At 40.6% G+C, this 10,260-nt stretch carries 9 protein-coding genes and 2 pseudogenes; 4 read left to right on the plus strand and 7 right to left on the minus strand.

Annotated features, from left to right (window positions below; all coding sequences use genetic code 11):
• Positions 1-361: 361 nt before the first annotated feature.
• The 7 genes and pseudogenes from EWV66_RS12585 to EWV66_RS12610 form a co-directional block, all read right to left on the minus strand.
• Complete coding sequence (locus EWV66_RS12585; RefSeq protein WP_287115975.1) at positions 362-1,219, minus strand: LysM peptidoglycan-binding domain-containing M23 family metallopeptidase; 858 nt, start codon at positions 1,217-1,219, stop codon at positions 362-364.
• 19 nt (positions 1,220-1,238) lie between these two features.
• Positions 1,239-2,537 carry a homoserine dehydrogenase gene (locus EWV66_RS12590; protein ID WP_052278369.1) on the minus strand — a complete coding sequence of 433 codons (1,299 nt, stop codon included), beginning with the start codon at positions 2,535-2,537 and terminating at the stop codon, positions 1,239-1,241.
• A gap of 1,112 nt (positions 2,538-3,649) precedes the next feature.
• Positions 3,650-3,985 (minus strand): hypothetical protein, encoded by a 336-nt coding sequence (locus EWV66_RS12595; protein ID WP_223210358.1) that lies wholly within the window; start codon positions 3,983-3,985, stop codon positions 3,650-3,652.
• Positions 3,986-4,481: 496 nt separating this feature from the next.
• Positions 4,482-4,631: pseudogene (locus EWV66_RS24425) on the minus strand (methyltransferase); the annotation flags it as partial.
• A gap of 54 nt (positions 4,632-4,685) precedes the next feature.
• Complete coding sequence (locus tag EWV66_RS12600; RefSeq protein ID WP_002787762.1) at positions 4,686-5,384, minus strand: hypothetical protein; 699 nt, start codon at positions 5,382-5,384, stop codon at positions 4,686-4,688.
• Between the two features lie 87 nt (positions 5,385-5,471).
• Positions 5,472-5,606: a hypothetical protein gene (locus tag EWV66_RS12605; RefSeq protein WP_260441352.1), complete on the minus strand. Its 135-nt coding sequence runs from the start codon at positions 5,604-5,606 to the stop codon at positions 5,472-5,474.
• The gene (locus EWV66_RS12610; RefSeq protein WP_185237818.1) at positions 5,581-6,294 is read right to left on the minus strand and encodes a 2OG-Fe(II) oxygenase; all 714 of its coding nucleotides are present in this window, start codon (positions 6,292-6,294) and stop codon (positions 5,581-5,583) included. The genes EWV66_RS12605 and EWV66_RS12610 overlap by 26 nt, the downstream gene beginning before the upstream one ends.
• Before the next feature lie 645 nt (positions 6,295-6,939).
• Between EWV66_RS12610 and EWV66_RS12615 the strand changes: the two genes are divergently transcribed.
• The 4 genes and pseudogenes from EWV66_RS12615 to EWV66_RS12630 all read left to right on the plus strand — a co-directional run bounded on the left by EWV66_RS12615 (position 6,940) and on the right by EWV66_RS12630 (position 9,917).
• Complete coding sequence (locus EWV66_RS12615) at positions 6,940-7,659, plus strand: hypothetical protein (protein WP_052275620.1); 720 nt, start codon at positions 6,940-6,942, stop codon at positions 7,657-7,659.
• A gap of 88 nt (positions 7,660-7,747) precedes the next feature.
• The gene (locus EWV66_RS12620) at positions 7,748-7,930 is read left to right on the plus strand and encodes a hypothetical protein (RefSeq protein WP_072927047.1); all 183 of its coding nucleotides are present in this window, start codon (positions 7,748-7,750) and stop codon (positions 7,928-7,930) included.
• 222 nt (positions 7,931-8,152) lie between these two features.
• Positions 8,153-9,306, plus strand: a pseudogene (locus tag EWV66_RS12625) (IS630 family transposase).
• A 326-nt stretch (positions 9,307-9,632) separates the two neighbouring features.
• Positions 9,633-9,917: a helix-turn-helix domain-containing protein gene (locus EWV66_RS12630; protein WP_287109258.1), complete on the plus strand. Its 285-nt coding sequence runs from the start codon at positions 9,633-9,635 to the stop codon at positions 9,915-9,917.
• Positions 9,918-10,260 lie beyond the last annotated feature (343 nt).

Raw genomic sequence — 10,260 nt, forward strand, 5'->3', positions numbered from 1 at the left:
TCAAAAGATTAGCAACTTAACGGATGAGAGGCGCAACATTTTGAGATTTTTTCCCAAACCTTGCCAGGAATATTATCTCTTATCTTGACCAGATGGATTGACTTCCAGGGGTGACAAAATAAGTTTCCCTTTGTCAAAGTTAAATAGGGTCTGCTGAAAAAGTTTTTCCTGGGGGTAGGAGTCAGGAGCCGGTCGTCAGTAGCCGGTCGTTTCAGGCTTTGTTGCCCTTGTTTTTTGTACCAAGCTATGTACTACAAGAAGGATAATGCAAGGTTTTTGAAAGTCCCAATCCTATTTTCGCAGCATGAACATCGGACTTTAACAGGTCAAAAGCCTTATTTTAAAAGGGTTTTACCATTATTCAGGCTGTCCAACCGACGGGAGTATCTAAGCGCACCTCAAAATGAAGATGGGGGGGAATAATATCCGGTTGTCCCGTGGTGCCAACCGCACCGATAACGTCTCCTGCTCGTACCCGTTGGTCAATTCTCACTGTTACCCTGCTTAAATGGGCATAACGGGTCTGCCGGCGACCTAAATGATTAATTACTACCAAATTACCATAAGCTCCCTCCTGACCCACATAAATCACTAGACCATCCTCGGCAGCTAAAACATTTGTACCAACATTTGCGAGAAGATCAATACCACTATGAAAGAGATTTTTCTGTTCCGTGGGGCTTTTTTGCCAACCGTAGGCTAATCCGACAGTGCTGGCTAAGGGTAAGGGATAAGAACTTAATCCAGTATAATCCGAGCGCTTGCCCGTGGCGGACCAATTGGTGCCGGGGATAAAAACTATTGTCGGCCGGCGACCACAACCGTTAAGCTCAAAGAGTATATCAGCACGAATACCATAGGCCGCTTCTAAATCGCGCCAAGTGGAACCCTTGGGCGCTTCGATGCGAATGCCGTTCATCGGGGGAATAAAGATTTCTTTCCCCACGGGGGCCGAACCATTTTTGAGAATAGTCGGATTGAGTTTAATTATCGTTGCCGGGATAAGAGCGTATTTTTCGGCGATGGAGGCGATCGTTTCTCCCGCTTGGATTTTATGGCGTTGTAACCTTGATAAAATCGGTAGGGGACAAACATTATCAGACCCTTGGGCAAAAATTAATTTTTGATTTAAGCCCAAAAAACCTAGACAAAATAACAAAATTGTGCTAGTTAAACTTAGCCAACTTTTCTCACTTCTGATTCTCCGACCCATGACCATAAAAAAGCGATCTCTATAATTACAAAACCCGGAGAATACTAGGAATGCTGTCAATAGCTTCTAAAGACTCTATGGCTGCTAAAGCGTTGCGGAAATTGCCCTCGCGTACATCGTGGGTGACAACGACAATTTCGGCTAAATCACCCCTAATACCAATTTGTACCACGGATTCTAGACTAACCCCATGGTCGCCGAAAGCCATACCTAAATGACCGATTACCCCCGGCACATCGCGACAGAGAAAACGAGCATAAAAACGGGTCGATAACGACTCCATCGGCGCGATTTGACAATAATGCTGGTGAATACAGCTTAAAAGCGGGTCAAGTTCCTTGGTTTTGCCACTACTTTTTAAAATTCCGACGATATTCATCACATCCGATACTACCGCGCTGGCCGTCGGTCCGCTACCGGCACCCGGTCCGTAAAACATCACTTGTCCCAAGGGTTCCCCCTCGACCAGAATAGCGTTATAGACTCCGTTAGCATTAGCGAGGGGATGGGTTTTCGGTACTAGGGTCGGATGAACCCGCAACTCTAGGGTATCGGAATCTTCCTTAACCGTATCTTTCGCGATCGCTAATAATTTAATCACAAATCCCAGTCTATCAGCGTAGGCGATATCGACGGCGCTAACTTGCCGGATACCTTCACAGTAAACATCTTCCCGTTTTACCCGACCTCCAAAACCCAAAGAAGCTAAAATGGCAATTTTATCGGCCGCGTCGAATCCATCCACGTCCGCAGTCGGATCCGCTTCTGCATAGCCTAATTCCTGAGCTTTGGCCAGCACTTCGCTAAAATCTGCCCCTTTTTGGCTCATTTCCGTGAGAATATAGTTAGTTGTGCCGTTGACAATTCCCATGATGCTGCTGATGCGATTAGCGCCGAGGGATTGTTTTAAGGGTTTAATGACGGGAATGCCACCACCCACGGCCGCTTCTAGGAGGACATAAACCCCTTTTTCACTGGCCTTGGCGTAGATTTCATCGCCAAAACGGGCAATAACCGCCTTATTTGCCGTAACAACGTGCTTCCCCGATGCGATTGCTTGGAGAATTAAAGAGCGTGCCGGTTCCAAACCCCCCAATAATTCGACAATAATATCAATTTCGGGGTCAGTAACGATCGATTCTAGGTCAGTGGTCAACAGCTGGGGAGAAAGCTCAATTTCTCTCGGTTTATCTAGGGATCTAACTCCCACTCGTCCAATGGTAATCTCTTTGAGTACGGGATGACGACCAAAAGGATCGAGGAGGATTTTCGCTGTTCCCGTCCCCACAACCCCGAAACCGAGTAAACCAATCTTAAAGGTCACGCTTTTATCTCCTGCTAGTCCGACGCAAAAAATACTAATGGCCAAGCCGTCGCCATTGTCGATTTTATCATTACAGGGTCTTTGTCTGTGGGGTTTTCTTTTGCTGGCGTTCAGGGCCTGATGATGATAAATATTCAGTATTTTTGTATTTAAATCAAGGAAATCTCGATCAAGTTTAAACGCTTATCCTATAATTGTTATTGATTTTATTGACCGATATAGATATTCGGCAATGTCAGTAACATTTTTGCTCATAACTCTAATGGCTCTTCTCGACTTTGTGTGATAATTTTTGCTTATGTAAGGTTAAATGCTTACTGGGCAAGACTTTTAGGACTATTTTGAAAGAAGAAACTATCAGTATAGACCTCGTTTACACACACAATAATTCCCTATCTAGTTGATATTTTTGAACAAATCAATCGACTCTCTCTGAGCAAAGAGCTATGTTAGCATTATTAGTTAGGGTAATTTGACTCAACTGCACGATCAACTAAGCTATCCAGCCCCAATTACCATACCAAAGAAATAGAATGGATAAAAAATAGGTAAACAAGAATAACAGAAATCCATAAAAATAACAATTTTTTCGGCTCCAATATCCAAGAATAATAAATATTGGAAATATTGTCATCATATACCTCATCATTGATTGTGTTGTTCCTGTACTTAAAGGTAAAAAAATGCTCAGGAAGGCAAAAATTAACAGGGAAATATTGAGAGGCTTTTTAACGATAGAGAATAGCAAAATACCTAAAAAAGAGGGCTCTTCGTTACTTGTTATGGTTCGATAGGGGGGCATAAATCGACTAAATCCTTATCTGGCAAGAGACTTAATTGATTAGTTCGCTCTAGATAAAAAACAATTGACAAAAATCGCTAAGAAGAGCCAAAAAGAGAAGCTAAAAAAAGTATTTATAGCGTTTCCTGTTCGCAAGAGGTACATTATCGATGTTGAAAAGCTTAATTAGCAAAGGTTTAAGTGTGCCACACAGGTGTGAGAACCGCTATAATAATCTAACTGCATTATTGGCATCTTTGGGAAACATACAATTGATATTCTTCCAGTAGTTTATTAGAGTAATTAAAGAAAATACTCTCTCATTTCTACCTCACATATCCTGAATTTTAACAAATGCCAAAGGTTCGTTGAATTTCCACGCTAAAAATACCATATAAGCAATTAACCCACAGGGTATTAATAATAGGAAAAGACTTTCTCTCTTGGGCAGTTCTTTTTTCTTTAAATATTTCCAGAGTAATTCGATAGCAAAAGCCAGAAAAATTATTACTCCTGTGACTCTAGTTAAACTGGCAAAAAATCCCAAAAATCCAGACCAAAAGTATTTCTTATTCAGAAAGAAATAAAAACAAGCAGAGGTGGTTAGCAAATATAAACTTTCTCTATAAAAACAGCTATAAAAAAAGGAGTTAGGAAAAATTAACATAAGAATTAAAACCTTTTTACAGCCTCTCTTATTCAGATAAATGTTGCTATTTTTATAAACAAAAATTAAGGCAAATATTAGACATAAATTAGAAAAAATAAGACCATAAATAGGCAAAATTAAAGAAGTTAAAGATGCAATCTATTTGAATAAAATAGGATAGAGAGGAAAAAAAGCAACGTTCGATTGTTTTTCAGTATTGTATGAATATCCCCCCTGAATAATGCCGTTAAGTAGTCGGAGATAAATTCTGTTGTCTATCTTAAGAAATGGGTTCTTCGTTACTTGGTATGGTTCGATAGGGGGGGCATAAATCGACTAAATCCTTATCTGGCAAGAGACTTAATTGATTAGTTCGTTCTAGATCGAAAACAATTAACAAAAATCGCCAAATGTCTTTATAAATAAGGGTTACATCCCTTATAACCCCCGTCCATTGCATAACACAAACCGAAGAGCCATTTTTATTTTAGGTGGTTTAAGTGCGTTTTAGCTTAGCTTGAGATAGCCAGTAACCCGAAATCATTTGGGTTAATTGAAGATGAAGAGGGAGTTCAGGTAAGGACATAATCAACTTTTGTGGGAATAAAATTAAACAGTACCATATAGGATAAGCTGCCCGCGCATTTAAATTGCTGGTTGAGATGAGGCAAGAGTCAAGACTCCCCCAACCTCAAGGCTGTTCCATGTTTCCTTCTATTTATTGAATTTTAACATTTAATTTATAGGTGGCATTGCCACGAGTTCCCCCTACAATTATTTCATAATTTCCAGTAGCCGGTAATTTTAAACTAGATTGGGTAGCTTCTGTTTTCAAAGTTTGCCCATTCGGTGCAATCACATCGAATACGGCATTATTTTCTAATGCTGTAATTTTCAGATCCATTCTCTGTCCTTGATTCGCTCTTAATAAATAAATATTTCGACTACCTCGAACAACCGATTGATTAACTGTAGTGGTATTAGTTCCTGGTGCCAACCGAATTTGAGATACTAAACAAGGTTGTTTTTGATAAACGACTCGTCCCGTATTCAAAGAATCTGAAGTTAACGTCCATTTTTCTTGAGTTGTTTGAGTATCTAACTCAATTTTTGTCTTGATATTTAAGTTTAACTGATTCCCATTTTTCCTTCCTTGTAAGGTTTGAGTATAGGAACTATAATAAGATTCTTGTTCATTATGAATCGTAGCTTCTACCCGACCCGTGACTTGATTTCCCTGAATATAAATCCTCGCCGTAGAATCTAGATCATCATTAGCGACTGAAAAACAATAACCTTGAATCGAAGAAACGCTAGACGCTTGAGCAACTTGTCGGGGTGGATGATTTACCATCCTAGGTGTAACATTCAGTAAACTTGCCAAAATGACTACAGAGCTTAATAATTTCATCATCATAACTGACTCATGATTAAAGGTTAATTGATCACTGATTACTGATGGTTTCCATTCAATTAATTTCTAAGCGCGAGTGGAGAGCTACCATCACCAGACGGTGGCCCGTTGACTCCGTCTATCGTGAGCCACGCAACGTTCGGGTTGCCAGTAAAATGGCGAGGTTGGCAATGCCTGTCTTTGTGTCGCTGGTGTCGTCTCACGCCGGATTGGGTTTGCGCGCATAGAGCTGCTCGGCGCGGTTGAACAAGATCCAGCTGCTCAGAATGTATTTGTCGTGCGACTCGGGCACATTGCCGCGATGGGTATGGGTAAAACCGGCGGGAGCGATCACCATCGTCCCAGAGGTCGGCTTGAGCTTCCGTTCTTGGTACAAGAACTCCGTCTCACCACCGCGCTCTACATCGTTCAGATAGAACATAAACAAAAGGACGCGATGGAGCGTCTCGGCAGCTGGGTCGCAAGGATAGATTTCCGAATGCCAGTAGTAGTAACCACCGACACTCTTCGAGTATTTCTGAACGTTGATCGCTCCGGGTCGAAATACTCTGAACAAATACTCGGCGAGTTCCAGGTCCGATGCCGCTCCAACATCCGAAGTTGTTAACGGCCTGACCAGTCCGGTAGCCGGCTCTTGCCAGCTTAATGCGAACGCACTCGTGACCAGGTATGGATACTTGCGAATGTACAACATCAGGTGACGCAGTGTGCTGTCGAGTATCTGACTGTGCAAATCGCTCCACTCGGAGAGGCCTGTGATGGTGATGTCGGTGCTGTTCTTCTTGGATTTGTCGACTCCATGACCGATCCGTCCATCCGACTTGCGGTGGCTGGCTTCGAAACGATGCCTGATCTCTTCGCACAATTCTGGGCGTAAAGCGTGTTCGTAGATCTCGATAAAGTCAGTTGTCATTGCAGCTTTCCCACCCCAAAGCCTGGATACATTTGCAGGCGGTCACGGATTCCATCTAGTTGGTGATTATAACAGGTTTGCGTTGCATCGAGAGCTTTGCCTGTATCCGGAAAAAGGCAGATGTACGCTGATGCAAAGGTTTCGCATTTCCATTCCAGTAGAGAAAATAATGCGAGTTCCCTTAATACAGACTTGACCGTGACATACTAGAGGAACACTAATAAGTAGTCATGCAAAATAAATTTCCTAGTGAAGACAGGCAAGAGGCAATAAGGCAAGAGGCAAAAGCTTTATCGAAATGTGTAATTAATTTTGCTTAGGTACTTACTAAATCCGCTATCAGGACAGGCAACAGGCAACAGGCACTCATGCAAAAGGAGGAATAAATAATTAGTAAGGAATATTACAAATTGTTAACCGAGTCTTGAAAGCAAAGGTTTAAAATGTTTAGAAAGCTCTAACTGCGGTAAAACCGAGGCTCTTCACCTGACATTCAAGACAACAGACAATAACACAGCACGATACTTGTGTCAAGTTTTCTACATAATTCTTAATATTTATCTCGTTTTTGCTCTCTCGCTCTCCTCGGTTTTCTCGACCGAATCGCTAAAATAATTAGGGGTGTTTTATTTTCGATGTCAGTCCATGAGTGAACCTGTAACCCTTGAGGATATTTACCAGCTATTCCGCGCTTCGGCCGAGGAGTTTGATCGCCGTTTAAGGGAAAGCGATCTTCGTCGGGCCGAAATGGAACGTATCTTTGCCGAAGCGAAATTAGAAAACGAGCGCCGTGCCGCCGAAGCGAAATTAGAAAGCGATCGCCGGGCTGCCGAACTTGAGCGCCAAGCTGCCGAAGCGAAATTAGAAAGCGATCGCCGGGCCGCCGAAGCCGAGCGCTCGATGGCAGAACTGAAACGCACCGTAGAACGAACCAGCAAAGCGGTAGATAGTTTGACCACTCGCTGGGGTCGATTTGTGGAGGAATTGGTAGAACCGGCGGTTTTACGGCTTTTTCAGGAAAAAGGCATTGATATTAAGGAAGTTTATCCCCGCGCTAGAGTCAAGCGTCAAGGTATCGCCATGGAAATTGATATCCTAGGGGTGGATGATACCGATCTTGTGGTGGTGGAATGTAAATCTCGATTATCTCAAGATGATGTAGATGAATTTATCGAAAAATTGACTCGTTTTAAAATCGCTTTTCCCCATTACAAAAACTATCGAGCCTACGGTGCAGTGGCAGGAATTGAAATTAACAAAGGTGTAGATCGCTATGCTTATAAAAAAGGCTTATTTGTGATTAAACCATCTGGGGATACGGTGGCAATTATTAATGATGCTGACTTTCAACCGAACACTTGGTAAAGAGATATAATTAGGCATGAGAGCAAAAAGATGGAGTTGTGATTGCTTAAGTCTAGGCAACCGCAATAAAATAAACAGGAGAATTTTTATGACTCGTTTAGTGGAATTTACCTCGGAGGAGGGGACTATTTACATCGAGGTGGATGAAAAGTTACCCTTACCCAAACCGAAACCAGAAGATGAACTTATTAGTCTAACAGATGAAATAGCTGTTAAAGCTGCTCAGTCTTTTGAAGACGTATTAAATGGGAGCATCTCACTTATGCAATGAGTATTAATGCTTATAGCCGTCAACAACTAGAAAATCTTCTACTTGATCACAAAGAGAAATGAGATTATAATAGTTATAATTTACAATTCAGAATATATCTCGATGGGAGGAATAATTCAATGTTATCAGAAAATGAAAAAAGAATTAAAGAGTTATGTCAAGAGTTAGGGCAATGTCTCTAAGCTGTTCAGCATCTAAATAGCGTATAATAGAAACATAGCTATGCCAGCCCCTAATCACTTGAATTCCGAACAAAAAGAAAAGTTACAAAAAGCACTAAAAAAAGAAGAAAATCCTTACATTAGAGAAAGAGTTTTGATATTGTTGTTGTTAAATGACGGGAAAACTCAAGTCCAAATCTCCAAACTCATTGGCTGTTCACTGCGAACAGTCTCTTATTGGTGTATTCCTGGAGATGCCAATAATTTAGATAGCTTGAAAGACAAGAGAATGGAGGGAAATTATCGAAAAGCGACGGATGAGTATATCAAAATATTGTTAGAGACAATTGACAAAGAGCCTCAAGAAATGGGGTATGAGTTTGGCCGTTGGACAGCCAAAAGATTAGCCACTTATCTGACAGAACAGACAGGTATAGAATTAAGTAGTTCTCAAGTCACGAACATTTAAAAAAAAAAGAAGTATGTTTATATTTGGGCTAAATATAGTTTAGAAGATCGACAAAATCCTGAAAAAAGAAAAGAATTTAAACAAAAATTAGCCGAATACTTAAAAATAGCAAAAGAAGAGCCAAATAAGCTACAGGTATGGTTTTGGGACGGGGCTGTGTGGCGACGCAGGTTCGCCACACAGCCCCTCACGAAAGTGGATTCAGTTTAAGAGTCATTAGAAGAAAAACATGGGGGAAAAAAAGCCAAAGAAAAAAAGTTAGCGGACAAAGAAGAAGTGGTCGAGTAAATGCGATGGGAGGAGTGAGATATTCCGATAAAAAAAGATTCGTAGAATTCATCAAAAAAGGAAATTCAGAAACTTTTTATGAAGTGGTAAAAGTTTTTTATACAGAAATCATAAAAGAATGGGTGGAAGCGGGGAATAAAGAGGAGTATTTTCGAGAGAAGGGTCGAAAGATTGTCCTGATTCTCGATAATGCTAGTATTCACAAAAAAACAGATGTTGTTGGTAAAATTGCTGAAAATATGCCCAACTTAATTTTAGAGTATTTACCCGCCTATAGCCCAGATTTAAATATCATTGAATTGGTCTGGCACTCGGCAAAAGAATTTATCGCTCATCGACTTTTTAAATCAGTTGAAGAATTAGAATCTCTTTTACATCAACTTTTAAATGAAGGAGGTTTAATTATTAAGTGGGATCGCAAGTTGAAAAACAAGGGTAATTCTGTTAACGCAATTTAAATTACGAACAGCTTACCTCTGATCGTCATTTTGAACCAGCAGGATTTACGGTTCTTCGGTTTGTCTTATGCAATGGACGGGGTTATAAGGAATGAAACCTTTATAGAGACAGACATTGCCGCAATTTTTGTCAATTGTTTGCGATCTGGAGCGAACTAATCAATTAGCCGGATTTACTAAATTATTGTAAGATTGCATTATATAAAATTTGTTTATGTAACAAAAGACATCACCCAAACTTTTAAATTATTAGAAATCAACGATCCTAAATGAACTATCAAAAAATCGAGGACATCTTTAACAAAAGAAATTAACTAAAAATAAATATGCCTAAAACCACAGATGCCATAAAAATCATTCATCAAATCATCGCAGACGATCCCACAATACAAGAACAAATCGCCCTAGAATCCATCAACGCAGAAATCGCACAACTGATTTATGACTCTCGTACAAAAGCTGGATTAACCCAACAACAACTAGCCGACCTAATCCATGTTGAAAAATCCGTTATTGAAGATCTAGAAGACGCTGACTATCAAGACAATCCCCTAATAATGCTGCAAAAAATCCCAATGAGGAACAAAAAAAATCCCCCGATGAAAACTTAATTACTGGAAAAGAGAAATTAAAGGTTGAGAAAAAAGTTTATCTAGAGCAGAAAAGCGATTAAACAGAGGAAAATAAGCGATGATTTCAAACATTGAAAAACCCTTAAAAGTCAACCCCACCTTAGCCACCTTATTAAGTAGGGAGGCACAATTATTTGTAGGATGGGTTAGCGGTAGCGTAACATAATCGGGCGTTGGGTTTCATGCTTCAACCCAACCTACGTTCATCGGAAATTTTGGGTCTGAAACCCCGCCGTTCTAGGTTGGCTTTACTTTAGAATTAAAAGGCCAGTCTCGAAAACCAAGTGGACGGCGCAGCACCTTGAAAACTCGGCTTAGGGGG

The organism is Microcystis sp. M_OC_Ca_00000000_C217Col, from assembly GCF_007095585.1.
In the GTDB taxonomy this organism is placed as follows: domain Bacteria; phylum Cyanobacteriota; class Cyanobacteriia; order Cyanobacteriales; family Microcystaceae; genus Microcystis; species Microcystis panniformis.